Annotated in this window: 17 protein-coding genes and 1 other RNA gene; 12 read left to right on the top strand and 6 right to left on the bottom strand. The window is 69.9% G+C overall.

All coding sequences use genetic code 11. The features are described 5' to 3' along the window. Positions 1-23 precede the first annotated feature (23 nt). Positions 24-1,391, bottom strand: coding sequence for an acyl-CoA dehydrogenase family protein (locus LX12_RS12125; protein ID WP_253654809.1), 1,368 nt, complete (start codon positions 1,389-1,391; stop codon positions 24-26). Positions 1,392-1,578: 187 nt separating this feature from the next. Between LX12_RS12125 and LX12_RS12120 the strand changes: the two genes are divergently transcribed. Beyond that, complete coding sequence (locus tag LX12_RS12120) at positions 1,579-1,986, top strand: NINE protein (protein ID WP_253654808.1); 408 nt, start codon at positions 1,579-1,581, stop codon at positions 1,984-1,986. Next, positions 1,983-2,444 carry a DUF2752 domain-containing protein gene (locus LX12_RS12115; protein ID WP_253654807.1) on the top strand — a complete coding sequence of 154 codons (462 nt, stop codon included), beginning with the start codon at positions 1,983-1,985 and terminating at the stop codon, positions 2,442-2,444. The genes LX12_RS12120 and LX12_RS12115 overlap by 4 nt, the downstream gene beginning before the upstream one ends. Before the next feature lie 3 nt (positions 2,445-2,447). Here LX12_RS12115 and LX12_RS12110 read toward each other — a convergent pair whose 3' ends face one another. Beyond that, positions 2,448-3,110, bottom strand: a complete 663-nt coding sequence (locus tag LX12_RS12110) for an MBL fold metallo-hydrolase (protein WP_253654806.1) — start codon at positions 3,108-3,110, stop codon at positions 2,448-2,450. A 237-nt stretch (positions 3,111-3,347) separates the two neighbouring features. Continuing rightward, positions 3,348-4,133: a histidinol-phosphatase gene (gene hisN / locus LX12_RS12105; RefSeq protein ID WP_253654805.1), complete on the bottom strand. Its 786-nt coding sequence runs from the start codon at positions 4,131-4,133 to the stop codon at positions 3,348-3,350. On the opposite strand from hisN, the gene LX12_RS12100 reads away from it, so the two are divergent. From LX12_RS12100 to ftsX, 6 genes are read left to right on the top strand one after another with little or no spacing between them, the layout of a single operon-like run. Then, positions 4,132-4,572 carry a hypothetical protein gene (locus LX12_RS12100; RefSeq protein WP_253654804.1) on the top strand — a complete coding sequence of 147 codons (441 nt, stop codon included), beginning with the start codon at positions 4,132-4,134 and terminating at the stop codon, positions 4,570-4,572. The two genes, hisN and LX12_RS12100, sit on opposite strands and share 2 nt — an antisense overlap. 60 nt (positions 4,573-4,632) lie before the next feature. Continuing rightward, positions 4,633-5,748, top strand: coding sequence for a peptide chain release factor 2 (gene prfB / locus LX12_RS12095; RefSeq protein ID WP_253654803.1), 1,116 nt, complete (start codon positions 4,633-4,635; stop codon positions 5,746-5,748). 10 nt (positions 5,749-5,758) lie between these two features. Further along, complete coding sequence (locus tag LX12_RS12090; protein ID WP_372504996.1) at positions 5,759-6,727, top strand: mechanosensitive ion channel family protein; 969 nt, start codon at positions 5,759-5,761, stop codon at positions 6,725-6,727. Further along, positions 6,724-7,170: an Rv3103c transmembrane domain-containing protein gene (locus LX12_RS12085; RefSeq protein WP_253654802.1), complete on the top strand. Its 447-nt coding sequence runs from the start codon at positions 6,724-6,726 to the stop codon at positions 7,168-7,170. The genes LX12_RS12090 and LX12_RS12085 overlap by 4 nt, the downstream gene beginning before the upstream one ends. Before the next feature lie 60 nt (positions 7,171-7,230). Beyond that, complete coding sequence (ftsE, locus tag LX12_RS12080) at positions 7,231-7,917, top strand: cell division ATP-binding protein FtsE (RefSeq protein WP_253654801.1); 687 nt, start codon at positions 7,231-7,233, stop codon at positions 7,915-7,917. Continuing rightward, positions 7,917-8,822 (top strand): permease-like cell division protein FtsX, encoded by a 906-nt coding sequence (gene ftsX / locus LX12_RS12075; RefSeq protein WP_253654800.1) that lies wholly within the window; start codon positions 7,917-7,919, stop codon positions 8,820-8,822. The genes ftsE and ftsX overlap by 1 nt, the downstream gene beginning before the upstream one ends. A gap of 332 nt (positions 8,823-9,154) precedes the next feature. Here the strand turns inward: ftsX and LX12_RS12070 are convergent, their stop codons facing one another. Further along, positions 9,155-9,679 carry a GNAT family N-acetyltransferase gene (locus tag LX12_RS12070; RefSeq protein ID WP_253654799.1) on the bottom strand — a complete coding sequence of 175 codons (525 nt, stop codon included), beginning with the start codon at positions 9,677-9,679 and terminating at the stop codon, positions 9,155-9,157. A 97-nt stretch (positions 9,680-9,776) separates the two neighbouring features. On the opposite strand from LX12_RS12070, the gene smpB reads away from it, so the two are divergent. The 4 genes from smpB (at position 9,777) to LX12_RS12050 (ending at position 12,410) form a co-directional block, all read left to right on the top strand. Further along, positions 9,777-10,250, top strand: a complete 474-nt coding sequence (gene smpB / locus LX12_RS12065; protein ID WP_253655098.1) for an SsrA-binding protein SmpB — start codon at positions 9,777-9,779, stop codon at positions 10,248-10,250. Between the two features lie 162 nt (positions 10,251-10,412). Next, positions 10,413-10,780, top strand: a transfer-messenger RNA (tmRNA) gene (ssrA, locus tag LX12_RS12060). Between the two features lie 154 nt (positions 10,781-10,934). Further along, positions 10,935-11,468, top strand: coding sequence for a hypothetical protein (locus tag LX12_RS12055; protein WP_253654798.1), 534 nt, complete (start codon positions 10,935-10,937; stop codon positions 11,466-11,468). A 93-nt stretch (positions 11,469-11,561) separates the two neighbouring features. Continuing rightward, positions 11,562-12,410, top strand: coding sequence for an aldo/keto reductase (locus LX12_RS12050; RefSeq protein WP_253655097.1), 849 nt, complete (start codon positions 11,562-11,564; stop codon positions 12,408-12,410). A 46-nt stretch (positions 12,411-12,456) separates the two neighbouring features. Here LX12_RS12050 and LX12_RS12045 read toward each other — a convergent pair whose 3' ends face one another. Together LX12_RS12045 and LX12_RS12040 are read right to left on the bottom strand one after the other, a co-directional pair. Beyond that, entirely contained in the window at positions 12,457-13,785 is a 1,329-nt protein-coding gene (locus LX12_RS12045; RefSeq protein ID WP_253654797.1) for an alpha/beta hydrolase, read from the bottom strand. Beyond that, entirely contained in the window at positions 13,782-14,411 is a 630-nt protein-coding gene (locus LX12_RS12040) for an alpha/beta fold hydrolase (protein ID WP_253654796.1), read from the bottom strand. The genes LX12_RS12045 and LX12_RS12040 overlap by 4 nt, the downstream gene beginning before the upstream one ends. Between the last annotated feature and the right edge of the window lie 63 nt (positions 14,412-14,474).

Raw genomic sequence — 14,474 nt, 5'->3', positions numbered from 1 at the left:
AGAAGGGGAGTGGGGATCAGGTTCTAGAGGACGACGATGCCCTCGCCGATGCTGGCGGCACGCAGGTCGCGGTACCAGCGCTCGACGGGGTGCTCCTTGGTGAAGCCGTGGCCTCCCAGGAGCTGGACGCCGTCCGACCCGATCTGCATGCCCTTGTCGGACACCAGCTTCCGGGCCAGGGCGGCCTCGCGGGCGAAGGACAGGCCCTGCTCGGCGCGGGAGGTGCCGCGCTGGGTGACCAGGCGGAGCGCGTCGAGCTCGGTGGCCATGACGGCCACGGGGAACGCCACGCCCTGGCGGTTCGAGACAGGCTCGCCGAACGCCTCGCGGGTGTTGACGTAGGGCACGACGTAGTCGAGAACGGCCTGCGAGGTGCCGACCGCGAGCGAGGCCCAGCCGAGGCGGGAGAGCCGCACGACGTCGCGGTAGGCGGCGAACGCGGCGTCGCCCTCCTCCTCGCCGAGCAGGCCCGACTTCGGGACGCGCACGCCGTTGAGGAGCAGGCGACCCATCCCGGCGGCGCGGACGCCCATGCCGGGGTCGGCCTCGACGATCAGACCCTCGGTGTCGGACTCGACGATGAACAGCGCCGGACGGCCGTCGAGCAGTGCGCCGACGATGAACAGCTCGGCCGAGCCCGCGGCCGGGACGAACGACTTCAGGCCGTCGAGCTTGTAGCCGCTCGGCGTGCGGGTGGCGCGGGTCGTGATGGAGAACGCGTCGAACAGCGGTCGCGGCTCGGCGATGACGACCGAGGCCTGCGGCACCTCCTCGCCGGCGAAGTCGGGCAGATACGTCTTCTGCTGGCCGTCGCTGCCGAACTGGGTCAGCGTCGCGGCGACACCGCTCGGGGCGAGCAGCGGGAGCGCAAGCCCCATGTCTCCGTAGGCGAGTGCCTCGGCGACGAGTCCGTTGGTGACCACGCCGCGCTCGGAGGCGGCGCCGTCGAACTCCTCCGGGACGTTGATGGTGGTGATGCCGAGCTCGGCGAAGCGCGTCAGCAGCTCCTCGGGCGCGGCGGCCGCCTCGTCGGCGTCGTGCGCGGCCGGACGCAGGATCTCCTCCGCGAACTCCTTGGCGGTGCTCGCGATCATCTCCTGCTCGTCGTCCGGGCGGAGGTTGAAGTAGTCCTTGCCCGGCGTGCTCAGCCGCTTCGGCTGGCCCCCGCCCTGGACGGACTTGAAGGCGCGGCTCGCGGCGCCGAGCGTCTGGAAGCCGGACTTGGTGCCCTGGAAGGCGACGCGGTTGATCGGCTCACGCAATCCGAAACGCTCGGCGATGTCGGAGCCCGTGATGGTGCTCAGCACGCGCATGGCGACGCCGATCGCGTTCTGCTTGGGAACTGCCTTGCCCACGGCGGACGTGTCGCGGGGCTCGGTGTGAGTGGACATGTGACACCTAACGGTTCGGTGATTCGTCGGACATGGAGTTGTCGGCTGCACGCCGATCGCCGATCTTACTCAGCGGTAAGTTCGATCTTACCGAGTGGTAAGGAAGATGTCACCCCCGAGATGGACGGTGTGTTCAACACCCGCGACGCACGCTCGCGACCTGCGCCGATCGCCTAATCTGCCCGATATGACCTACCCCCCGATGGGTACGCCGGGACCGCCGCCGGGTCCCGCGAACGACACCTTCTACGCGGCGGTGATGGGGCAGGAATGGGGGCCGCTGGCCTACCCGGACCTGCAGAACATGGTCCGCACCGGACAGATCAAGGCCGAGACGCAGGTGCGCACCGCGACGAGCACCTGGTTCCCGGTCACCCAGGTGCCGGGCCTGTTCTCCGAGAAGGACTGGCTGACCACGGTGATCATCTCGTTCTTCGTGGGACATTTCGGCATCGACAGGTTCTGGCTCGGCTACACCGGGCTCGGCATCCTCAAGCTGCTCACCTGCGGCGGGATCGGGATCTGGACCCTCGTCGACTTCATCCTCATCCTGCTCCGCAAGGTGCCCGACTCCACCGGACAGCCGCTGCGGTGACCGCTGCGCCCCCTCACCCGCCGCCGACCGCCCCCCACCGGCGCCGGCTGTCGCCGCTGACGATCGGGACCGTCGTCGGCGGTGGGGCCGTGGTGGCGGCGTTCGCCATCCCGACGTCGGTGGTGGGTGAGGGACCGGTGCTGTGTCCCTTCCGCCTCGCCACGGGGCTGCCGTGCCCGGGCTGCGGGCTGACGCGCAGCTGGGTCGCCGCGGCGCACGGCGACCTGTCGACGGCGTTCGCGGACAACGTCTTCGGGCCCGTGAGTCTGGTCGCGGTGGCGCTGGCCGTCGTCGCGGCCGGAATGTTGCGCGTCGTCGCCCCAGCACGGTTGACGGTGCTCGTCCGGGTCGCTCGTAGCCGGGTGGTCTACGCGGTCGCGGCGGTGTGGGTGGTCTACGGGGTGGCCAGGGCGGTCGACGCCGCCGTCGGCACGGGTGTGTTCCCCGCCGTCACCTGACGGTCAGGAGATCTCCAGCGCGTTCTCCTTGTCGAGCGCGCGCCAGTCGGTGTCGGAACCCTTGAGTCCCTCGAGCATCGACATGTAGGCGCCGCGGCCGCCGTCGGAGAGGACGGCCTCGTGGATGGGGAAGGCCACGCGCGGCTCGACGGCCCGCAGGAAGTCGGCGCCCTCGCTCAGCTTCATCCACGGAGCGGCCGTCGGGATGGCGAGCACGTCGACGTCCTCCTCGGGGACGAACAAGGCGTCGCCGGGATGCATGAGCTTGCCCGGGGTGGTGTCGTCGCCGAGCAGGTAGGCGACGTTGTCGATCTGCGGGAAGTCGGGATGGATCACGGCGTGCTTGCCGCCGCGGATGCGCGCTGTCACCGACTTGATCGAGAACTCGTCACCGGGATGGGCGGCCGTCCACGTCCCCGCGACCGAGTCCCCGTTGAGCTGCTCGGTGGTCTCCGGGTCGGCGTAGAGGACCGCGTCCGGGTTGTTCGCGACGAGGTCAGGCAGACGGTCGACGTCGACGTGGTCGAAGTGCTGATGCGTGATCAGGATGGCGTCGAGTCCGGTGATCCCGGCAAACCCGTCGGAGAACACGCCGGGGTCGAACAGGACTGTGGTGCCGTCGATCTCGACGAGGATGCAGGAGTGGCCGAAGTGTGTGACACGCATGCGTCAACCCTAGTCCCGCGGCCGCGTCGGGCCGGTGGATCGGCGTTTCCGCATCTCGCGCGCGGATTCGCGCCGTGCACGGCGCGGGTGCGCTGATTCGACGCGGGTGGACCCGCCGCCCGACGAACCCGTGTCGAGCAGGCCGATCCGCGTCGACCTCGACGTTTCCGCATCTCGCGCGCGTATCCGCGCCGTCCACGGCGCGGGTGCGCTGATTCGACGCGGGCCGACCCGCCGTCAGTCGCGGAGCGCGGCGAGTACCTCGCCGTGCAGACGCCCGTTGGTCGCGACGGCGCTGCCGCCGTGCGGGCCAGGGGTGCCGTCGAGCGCGGTGAACGTGCCGCCGGCCTCGCGGACGAGGACGTCGAGCGGCGCGAGATCCCACAGCGACACCTCGGGTTCGACGGCGATGTCGACGGCGCCCTCGGCGACGAGGCAGTAGTGGAAGAAGTCGCCGTAACCGCGGACGCGCCAGACCGTGTCGGTCAGCGCGACGAAGCGGTCGCGGAGTCCGCGCTCGGCCCACCCGCTCAGACTCGCGAACGACAGGCTCGCCGACGACAGGTCGGCCACACCGGAGACCGTCGTCGCGCGCTCGGTGCCGTCGGGACCGCGGGTGTGCGCACCCGCACCCGCCGAGGCCCACCACCGTCGACCCAACGCCGGCGCGGACACGACACCGACGGTCGGCGTCCCGTCCTCGACGAGGGCGACGAGCGTCGCCCACACGGGCACACCGCGGACGAAGTTCTTCGTGCCGTCGATCGGGTCGATGACCCACTGGCGTCCCGACAACACCGCGTCGCCCCCGAACTCCTCGCCGAGCACCGCGTCGTCGGGACGCTCCCGCTCGAGTTCGGCGCGCAGGCGTCGCTCGGCCTCGAGATCGGCGTCGGACACCGGGGTCAGGTCCGGTTTGTCGTCGACACGCAGATCGAGCGCGCCGAACCGCGGGAGGGTGATCGCGTCGGCGACGTCGGCGAGCGCGAGCGCGAGCCGCAGGTCATCGGGGGTGGAGGCCATGCCCGGTACGGTAGAAGACACGCCCGAGCGGGTGTGCGAGAGGAGGTCCGCGGTGCTCTCCATCGCGTTCACGATCATGTTCGCGATCCTGCTGGTGGTCCTGATCCTGCAGTGGCAGCGCGGACGCGCCGCAGGTGGCCGCGCTGCGGGTGGCGGCCTGTTCGGCGGCGGCACCACCGGGTTCGTCGAGGGCACGCTCACCGTCACCGGTGTCTCGGACCAGGCCGAGCAGGGCGACAAGAACGGCGACATGTTCTGCACCGTCTCCGGCACCATCATCGGACCCGACACCCCGCCGACCGACGTCTACGGCCATCTCGTGCTCGGCGCGGAAACGCCCTGGCCGAAGATCGGCACCGACATGCCCGTCGTCTACAAGCCGGGCAAGGCCGAGACCAGCTGGCGGTTCGGGTCGCTCGAGGTCCCGCCCGCTGCCTGATCCGACCGGCGCCCCCGCGCGCTCGGGTCGCGTCGTCGGGAACCAGTAGCCTGGTCCACCGTGCAACCTGACGTCCAGACCGACATCGAGAACCTCGACGCCACCCTCACGACGGTGGAGAAGGTCCTCGACCTCGAGGAGCTCTCCCGTCGCATCGACGAGCTCGAGCACGAGGCGGCCGACCCCGAGCTCTGGAACAACCAGGAGAACGCGCAGAAGGTCACCTCGGAGCTGTCGCACGCGCAGAGCGAGTTCCGACGGGTCACCGAGCTGCGCAGCCGTCTCGACGACCTGCCCGTGCTCTACGAGCTCGCGGAGGACGAGGAGGGCGACGCGCGGACCCAGGGCCTCGCCGACGCCGACGCCGAGCGCGCATCGCTGCGCGCCGACATCGAGGCGATGGAGGTCAAGACCATGCTCGCCGGCGAGTACGACCAGCGCGACGCCCTGGTCAACATCCGCGCCGGTGCCGGTGGCGTCGACGCCGCCGACTGGGCCGAGATGCTCATGCGCATGTACATCCGCTGGGCCGAGAAGCACAAGTACGGCGTCGAGGTGTACGACACCTCCTACGCCGAGGAGGCCGGGCTGAAGAGCGCGACGTTCGCGGTGAAGGCGCCGTACATGTACGGGACCCTCTCGATCGAGATGGGCACCCACCGGCTGGTGCGCATCAGTCCCTTCGACAACCAGGGACGCCGCCAGACCTCGTTCGCCGAGGTGGAGGTGCTGCCCGTCGTCGAGACCACCGACCACATCGACATCGACGAGAACGACCTGCGCGTCGACGTCTACCGCTCGTCTGGGCCCGGTGGGCAGTCGGTGAACACCACCGACTCGGCCGTCCGTCTGACCCACATCCCGACGGGCATCGTCGTGACCTGTCAGAACGAGAAGAGCCAGCTGCAGAACAAGGCGGCTGCTCTGCGCGTCCTGCAGGCCAAGCTGCTGGAGCGCAAGCGCCAGGAGGAGCGCGCCGAGATGGACGCCCTCAAGGGCGACGGTGGCTCCAGCTGGGGCAACCAGATGCGTTCCTACGTCCTGCACCCGTATCAGATGGTCAAGGACCTGCGGACCGAGTACGAGGTCAACAATCCCTCGGCGGTGCTCGACGGCGACATCGACGGGTTCATCGAGTCGGGCATCCGCTGGCGGATGGCCTCCGCACAGAGCTGAGAGGGGACACGTGCACGACGTCCTGTTCCTCGCCGTCGGGTCACCACCCGGATCCGACCGCCTGATCCGCGCCCTGTCGCTGCAGGGTCTGCAGATCGTCCTCAACGTCCTCGGTGCGCTGATCCTGACGCGCTTCATCCAGTGGGCGACCGGGCGCATCACCACGCGGATCGACCGGAGCTTCAAGGAGTCCGACGAGTTGGTGCGGTCGGAGACGGCCAAGCACCGGCACTCGCTGGCGCAGGTCATCTCCTGGGTCGCGATCGTGATCGTCTACATCGTCGCGGCGTTCAACATCATCAAGGCGTTGGGCGTCCCGATCACCGGCTTCGTCGCGCCCGCGACGGTTCTCGGTGCCGCGCTCGGTTTCGGCGCGCAGCGCGTCGTGCAGGATTTGCTCGCCGGGTTCTTCATCATCACCGAGAAGCAGTACGGCTTCGGCGACGTGGTCGAGCTCGCGGTGACCGGTGGCATCCCGCCCGCCGAGGGCACCGTCGAGGACGTCACCCTCAGGGTCACCAAGATCCGCTCGTCCGACGGCGAGGTCATCACCGTCCCGAACGGCCAGATCGTCAAGGCGATCAACCTCTCCAAGGACTGGGCGCGCTCCGTCGTCGACATCCCGCTGCCCGTCGGCGCCGACATGGGACGGGTCAACGAACTGCTCACCAAGGTGGGGCAGCAGACCTTCGCGGATCCGCGCATGCGTCCGCTGCTCCTCGACGAGCCGTCGTCGATGGGCGTCACCGACGTCGAACTCGACAACCTGACCGTCCGCATGGTCGCCCGCACGCTGCCGGGCAAGCAGTTCGAGGTCAGCCGCGACCTGCGCGCGCGCATCGTCCGGTCCTTCGGTCGCGCCGGGATCGCACTCGCGAGCGGCGAGCGCATCGAGACCGGCGCGATGACCCCGTCGGGCGTCGGCGAGACCCGCACCGAACCCGAATCGACACCCGACTCCTCGAGGCGGTCCTCATGAGCCCCGACGACCAGTCACGCACCCCGACCGACCCCGACGCGCACCGGTCGCTGTGGTCGCGCATCCCGCGGCACCTGCTCGGCGGTCGCGTCCGCACGACGACAGCCGTGATGGTGCTGCTGTTCGTCGGCCTGCTCGCGCTCTACGGTCAGCGCGTCGACCACTACGCCCAGGTCGACGCCGACCGCGCCGCCGCGAGCACCGCCCCGCGGACCACCCCGTCGACGACCGAGGACTACGTCCCCGAGACCACCACGACGCGCCGGTCGACCTCGTCGTCGGTGCCGTCCTCGACGTCGGTCACCCCCACGACCACCGGCACCGACGAGGGCTCGACGGGCACCGAGACGGTTCCCACGACCACCACCGGCGGGCTGCAGTTCCCCACCATCCCGGGCCTGCAGTTCCCGGGTCAGACACCGACGACGACGCCTGCCCGGTGACGCGCGCGGGGCCCCTCGGGGTCCCCGGAGGCGGTGTCGGCCGTGGCTACACTGGCCGCCGTGATCAGCCTCGACAACGTCACGATGAAGTACAAGAACTCCGGGAGACCGGCGCTGCAGGGGCTGTCGTTGGAGGTCGAGAAGGGTGAGTTCGCCTTCCTGATCGGGCCGTCGGGCTCGGGGAAGTCGACGTTCTTCCGACTGCTCCTCAAGGAGGACAAGCCGACGAGCGGCGACATCCACGTCGGACGGTTCCACGTCACCAAGCTCCCGAGCCGTCGCGTCCCGCAGCTGCGGCAGTCCATCGGGTGCGTGTTCCAGGACTTCCGGCTCCTGCAACAGAAGTCGGTCGCCGACAACGTCGCGTTCGCGTTGGAGGTGATCGGCAAACCGCGGTCGACGATCGAGAAGGTGGTGCCGGAGGTCCTCGACTACGTCGGGCTGTCCGGGAAGGCCGACCGCATGCCCACCGAGCTGTCGGGCGGGGAGATGCAGCGCGTGGCCATCGCCCGCGCGATCGCCAACAGACCGCTGCTGCTGCTCGCCGACGAGCCGACCGGCAACCTCGACCCGACCACCAGTGAGGAGATCGTCGACGTGCTCGACCGCGTCAACCGCCGCGGCACCACCGTCGTGATGGCCACCCACGACCGCCACATCGTCGACGCGATGCGCCGCCGGGTGCTCGAGTTCGACCTGGGGCGTCTCGTGCGCGACGACCAGCGCGGCGTCTACGGGGTGGGCTGATGCGCTGGAGTTTCATCGTCAGCGAGGTCGCCAACGGCCTGCGCCGCAACGTCACGATGTTCGCCGCGATGGTGCTGACCACCGCCATCACGCTCGCGATGTTCGGCGGTGGTCTGCTCGTGGTGCAGATGGCCGACAAGAGCCGCGACATCTTCCTCGACCGCGTCGAGATGCAGTTCTTCATCTCCGACCAGGTCGCCGACGCCGACCCCGAGTGCCGGTCGGACCCGTGCGCCGCGCTGCGGACGCGGATCGAGCAGACGCAGGGCGTCGAGTCGGTGCAGTACATCGACCGCGCCGCGGCCTTCCGTGACGCCAAGACGAAGACCTTCGCCAACGACCCCGACCTCGCGTCGATGATCCGGGAGAACACGCTGCCCGCGTCGTTCAAGGTCCGCGTCTCCGACGCGAACCGGTTCGGCCCGGTGCTCGACGAATTCCGGACCGCGGACGGCATCGACGGCGTGCTCGACCAGCGAGAACTGGTGAAACGCATCTTCAGCGTGCTCGATGGGGCGCGGAACGCCGCGTTCACCGTCGCGCTGGTGCTCGCCGTCGCCGCGATCCTGCTCATCGCGAACACGGTGCAGATCGCGGCCTACACCCGCCGTACGGAGGTGGGGATCATGCGGCTGGTCGGCGCCACCCGGTGGTATACGCAGCTGCCGTTCCTTCTCGAGGCGGTGGTGTCGGCGCTGATCGGGTCGGTGATCGCGATCGCCGGGCTCTTCGCGGCGAAGGTGCTCTTCTTCGACCGGGCCCTCGGCGACCTCTACGGCGTCAACATCCTCGCGCGCATCACGATGGGCGACGTCGTGTTCGTGTCGCCGTGGCTGCTGCTCGCCGGACTCGGATTGGCGACGGTCACCGGCTACGCCACGCTGCGCTTCTACGTCCGGATCTGACCGGGTTCGTCAGGCGCGCGGACGCACACCGCGAGTTCGCCGACTGTGCCGAAACCGAGCGCCGAGTGTGCCGAAACCGTGAGCCGAGTGTGCCGAAACCGAGCGCCGAGTGTGCCGAAACCGCGAGCCGAGTGGGCCACAACTCACCGCCGACCGTGCCGAGAATCCCCGCCGAGTGGGCGGGACTCCGCCGTCGGGCGAGAGCCCGCTGTCGGGGCGCGGTCGAGGTGTCATCTCGGCACGCTCAGCCTGGCGTATCGGCACGGTCGGCGGAGGGTATCGGCACGGTCGGCGAGCAGTTTCGGCACGGTGGGCGAGTCGTTCCGGGCTCGTCAGTCGAGCCGGCGCTCGAACAACACGATCCGCATGTCCCGCCCGAACTGTGGCGGCAGGTCGGCCTCGCGCAGAACGGTGAACCCGCGCGAGCGGTAGTAGTCGACCATCGTCGTGTTGTGGGCGGCGGTGTCCAGGCGCAGCCGGTCGTGACCCGCTGCGGCGGTGGCCTGGGCGGCCCACTCGATCAGGCCGCGGCCCCAGCCGTGTCCGGCATGGTCGCGGCGCACCATCAGCCCGTGGACGTAGCCGGCCGGTGCGTCGTCGTCGCCCCAGAAGTCCGGGTCCGACCACGCCAGACGCACGCACGCGACGATCTCGTCCTCCACCTCCGCGACGTGCCACTCGCCGAGTCGCGCGCCCGCGGCGACGTGCTCGACGGTGATCTCGCCCTCCTGCCACTGGTTCACGCCGGTGTCGGTGAGCCACCGGGCGAGTCCGTCGCGGAGAGCGACGATCGCCGGGGCGTCGTCGGGGGTGGCGGGTCGCAGGGCGGGCAACGGGACGACATCGCGGGCGGACACTGTTCGGATGCTAAAGGATTCGCGGGTGCGGCCGAGCCCTGCGTAGGCTGGACCGTCGACCCGCGACGATCGAGAACCCGTGAGGAGGTGCGCCGTGGTGAAGGAGAAGGGCCGCAAGGCCATCGCGACCAACCGCAAGGCGCGCCACCTGTACACGATCCTCGACACCTATGAGGCGGGGATCGCGCTCGTCGGCACCGAGGTGAAGGCCCTGCGCGACGGCAAGGCGTCTCTCGTCGACGCCTTCGCCACCATCGACGACGGTGAGGTGTGGCTGCGCGCCCTGCACATCGCGGAGTACGGCAGCGGCAGCTGGACCAACCACGCGCCGCGCCGCAACCGCAAGCTGCTGTTGCACCGCAGGGAGATCGACGGTCTCGTCGGCAAGCTGCAGACGCAGAACCTCACGCTGGTCCCGTTGTCGATGTACTTCAGCGACGGCAAGGTCAAGGTCGAACTCGCCCTCGCGCGCGGCAAGCAGGCGCACGACAAGCGCCGCGACATCGCCGAGCGCGACGCCCGCCGCGACGTGATCCGCGAACTCGGTCGTCGCGTCAAGGGGATGAGCTGAGGACTTTCCTCAACCCGCACCGCTGAGGTGTCGCGTGTGTCCATCGCGCACGTCGCAGCCGATCCGTGGGGTCTGTGGGCGAAAGTGTCCGAAATGGGAATGACCTGTCGGACCCCGCTTGTTAGAATCGAGAGCCCGCTGCGGAAGTGGCGGGTCCTACACGGGGCTGAACGGTTTCGACTGCGTGCGTCGATGTAGGGGAAGCGTGCCGGTGCAGGCTAGAGACCACCGTAAGCGTCGTAGCAACCAATTAAGCGCCGATTCTCATCAGCGCGACTTCGCACTCGCCGCCTGAGCGAGTGTGAGTCTGTCGGCCCGGGTGTGCTCCCGCCCCGGGTACCGGCATCATCCAGGGAGCTCACCGTCCGCCTCGGTCGCGGATGCGGACGGAACAACAAACAGCGACTGGGATCGTCATCCTGGCTTGTTCGCGTGACCAGGAGATCCGAGTAGAGACTCAGCGGACTGCGCACGGAGAAGCCCTGCTGACACGACGAAGGACCCGGGTTCGATTCCCGGCAGCTCCACTCCGAGAGCCGCCCACCTGCATCGCAGGTGGGCGGCTCTCGTCGTCGAGGGGACTGTCGTGCGATCAGCCGTAAACGGGCCGGGAGGGTAACGACGAGTCAGGCGACGACGACGAACCGGACACATCATCCGTTCGTCGAACAAAGGAACTCCGCGATGCGCCGTGTCACGGTTGTCCTCCCGCTCGCCGCCGCCGTGGTGGCGCTCGCCGGGTGCTCGTCCTCCGACGACTCCGCCGACGCTGTGCAGAGCAGCGCGTCCGCGACGACGTCGATCAGCACCTCGGCGGTGGCGTCGGCACCGACCGCCACTGCGACGGCCGAGGAGGATCCGGGGGAGCCGACCGAGACGGGGACCGCGACGCAGGTCGTCCCGCCGGCCGCGGCGACAACGACCGTCACCGCCGCGCCGGCCGACGACGTCGACTGCTCACTGGCCACGCCGTCGGCGCTGCTCACCGCGGTGCAGGCCACGGAGATCTACGGGCGGATGGCGAAGCCGGTCGCGTTCGGGGACATCCGATGCGCCGGACCGTTCGCGACGGGCCGCTCGGCGCCGCCGGGCACCCAGGCCGCACGCGTGCTGTTCCGCTACGAGGGAGGCGACTGGGTCGCGCTCGACCTCGGCTCGGCCATCGACTACCAGCGGTGGGGCGCCACGCCGGACCAGGCATCACGCCTGAACGGGTAGCCGGTCGGAATGCCGACCCCCTCGGGCCGTGTTGGACACCACCGTCGGTCCGAGACTCGGACCGTGTCCGACGACCCCGAGGAGGTCCGCCTCATGGCAACCGTCCCGAACCTCACCCTCAACGACGGCCGCAGCATCCCGCAGCTCGGCTTCGGCGTGTTCCAGATCGAGCCCGAGGACACCGCGAAGGCCACCCGCCTGGCGCTGGAGACCGGCTACCGGCACATCGACACCGCCGAGATGTACAACAACGAGCGCGAGGTCGGGCAGGGCATCCGGGACAGCGGCATCTCCCGCGACGACATCTGGGTGACGACCAAGCTCAACAACGGCTTCCACCGCCCGGACGATGCGCGCAAGGCGTTCGACGAGAGCCTGGAGAAGCTCGGCCTCGACCACGTCGACCTGTTCCTCATCCACTGGCCGCTGCCCACCCGCTACGACGGCGACTACGTCTCGACGTGGCAGACGCTCATCGAGTTCCAGCAGCAGGGTCGCGCGAAGTCCATCGGCGTCTCCAACTTCCAGCCCGACCACCTCGACCGTCTCGCGAAGGAGACCGACGTGGTGCCGGCGGTGAACCAGATCGAGGTGCACCCGTACTTCACGAACGACACCGCACGCGCCTACGGCAGGGACCACGGGATCGCGACCGAGGCGTGGTCGCCGATCGCGCAGGGCAAGGTGCTAGACGACTCGACGATCTCCGAGATCGCCGACCGCGTGGGCAAGTCCACGGCACAGGTGGTGCTGCGCTGGCACATCCAGCGCGACAACATCGTCTTCCCGAAGTCGGTGACCGAGAGCCGGGTCAAGGACAACTTCGACATCTTCGACTTCGAGCTCACCGACGACGACCTCACCGCGCTCGACAAGCTCGACAAGGGTGAGGACGGGCGCACCGGCCCGAACCCGGACACGTTCGACTACATCCCGGACTGACCCTCCCGGCCCCGGAACGCCCTCCCGGGCACCGTCGACGACCCCGTCAGATGACGGGGTCGTCGATGCGTTGGTGGAGCCAGGCGATGACCTGGCCCCAGGCGAGGGCGCCGAAGGTCCACGTGTGCGCGCCGGGCTCGTAACGCTCGGTGACGTCGATGCCCACCGAGCGGGCGACCGGCGCGAGCAGTTTCGCCGCAGTGATCTGCGGGCTGTGCAGTTGCCCGTCACGGCCCCGGCGTCCCTCGGAGATGAACCATCCCGCGACCCCGGCGTACGGGCCGTGCCGCAGCATCACCGTCCGCGGGTCGAAGCGGTCCCACGCCTGCGCGTCGCCCCCGAACAAGGTCTTGATGGTCTGATCCTTGTCACCCACGTTGGGGCCGATGTCGCCGGAGATGTCGACGAACGTCGCGAAGTCGTCGGGGTGGCGGACGACGAGGTCGATCGCGCACGTACCGCCCATCGACCAGCCGACGACCGCCCAGTTCCGCGCCTGCCGTGAGGCGCCGAACCGTTGGATCACGTACGGCCGCACCTCGTCCACGATGTGGGTGTCGACGTTGCCGCGCGGCCCGTCCACGCACTCGGTGTCGTTCGTCAGGCTGCCCGACACGTCCGGCAGCACCAGGATCGGCGCGACGCCGCGGTGGTCGCGGGCGTACGCGTCGACGGTCTGCAGCGCCTCGCCGCTGCGCACCCAGTCCTCCGGGGTGTTGATGACACCGCCGATCATCACCACCGCGGGCAACGACGGCGGTTCCGCGCCGACGAACCACGCCGGCGGCAGGTACACGTACTCGGTCCGGGCACGAAAACCGCTGCGACGACTGGGGACGTCGATCGCGACGATGCGCCCCTCCTTCGCCGCGGCGGGTGAGTTGCGGAACGTGTTGAGACGGTCCGGGGTCGTCTCACGGGGGAGGGGGTCGTCCGTGATGCCGGCCCACGCTCGGCTGAACGTCGGGTAGTAGCCCGACCACTGGTTCAGGCTCAGCGCCAGGCAGAAGACGCACAGCAGCACGGCGACGACGGTGATGCCGTTCTGCCACCATCGGGCGGTCCGCACCCCGACGACCGCGGCGACCACAAGCCCGACTGCGACGACGATCCACAGCCAGAAGCTCGCCGGCGCCGACCCGGGTTCGAGACCGCGCGCGTCGAGGACGCCGAACACCGTCACCGCGGCGATGCCCCCGGCGACCGCGCCGATGGGCAACCAGAACGCGCCCCACCGCTTCGACCGGCGCGCCACCGCCGCCAGCACCAGAAGCGCGGTGATCACCGGGACGGCGATCGGGAACCACCCGTGCAGCAGTCGGACGTCGAACATGCCCCCGCCGGTGTGCGGGATGTAGGTCCAGCCCGGGTTCACGTCGACCCCGGTCCGCGCGCCTCCGACGACCGGGCCGGGACGTCCGACAGCGCCGACGCGACGAACCGCAGTGCCGCGCGCTGCCAGTCGAGGACGTGGTCGAGCATCGCGTGGCCGCCGTCGGGCACAGGGACGTAGGTGGCGTCGAGGCCACGGGCGCGCAGCTCGGCGACGCCCTTCTCGGTGCGCGATGCGTAGGTGCGGGTGTCGGCGGTGCCGTGCATGGCGACGACGCGCACGCCGTCGTGGATGTGCCGCCAGTCCGCGTGCTGCCACCACGGGGCGAGCGCCAGCACGCCGTGCACCCGGGGGTCGGCGGCAAGGTGCGCCGCGACGCGACCGCCCATCGAATGGCCGATGAGGTGGATCGGGACGCCCGGCGCCGCGGTGGACGCGCGCTCGAGCGCCGCCCACGCCGGTGCGAGGGGTGCGGCGTCGTCGTTCCAGCCGTAGAGCTCGTAGGCGACCTGGCGCACCCGGACGCGACGGGGCCGGCGCACCGCGATGCTCGCGGTGAACGGGTACATGCGCAGCGCCGACGGCGACCGCCACGAGAAGGGTTCCCGGCTCGCGTCCGTCCCGCCCGGGAGCACGAGGACGACGGCGAAGGGTCCGTGAGATGTCACAACGCTCCCTCCTCGCTTCCTGGCCGACGCGTCGGTCCGGTGCCGAGACTAATCGTCGTCCGA

It is taken from the genome of Williamsia serinedens (genome assembly GCF_024171725.1).
GTDB classification, from domain to species: Bacteria; Actinomycetota; Actinomycetes; order Mycobacteriales; family Mycobacteriaceae; genus Williamsia_A; species Williamsia_A serinedens.
The sequence above is the reverse complement of the archived record's forward strand: the minus strand, read 5'-3'. Positions and strand labels throughout refer to the sequence as shown.